Genomic DNA, 219 nt, shown 5'->3' with positions numbered 1-219 from the left:
AGCAGATGATATTCTGTGTGTAGATGCAGCCACAGGACAAGCCTTGGATGTTAGAACCATTGGTGTTGACTTTGGAGTCGGATTTACCTATCAGTGGACCACTCCAAGTGGAACGGCTACTACTGCAACGGTACAAGTAACCGAAGCAGGAACGTATAGTGTAACGGTAACCGATATGAATCATCCAACCAATTGTACATTTGATGATAGTGTAACCTA

At 43.8% G+C, this 219-nt stretch carries 1 protein-coding gene; it reads left to right on the top strand.

Annotated features, from left to right (window positions below):
* Positions 1-219 (top strand): hypothetical protein (locus Q0828_RS24465; RefSeq protein WP_298428004.1); only part of this gene is annotated, 219 nt, incomplete at both ends.

It is taken from the genome of uncultured Kordia sp. (assembly GCF_947496985.1).
Classification (GTDB): domain Bacteria; phylum Bacteroidota; class Bacteroidia; order Flavobacteriales; family Flavobacteriaceae; genus Kordia.
The sequence above is the reverse complement of the archived record's forward strand: the minus strand, read 5'-3'. Positions and strand labels throughout refer to the sequence as shown.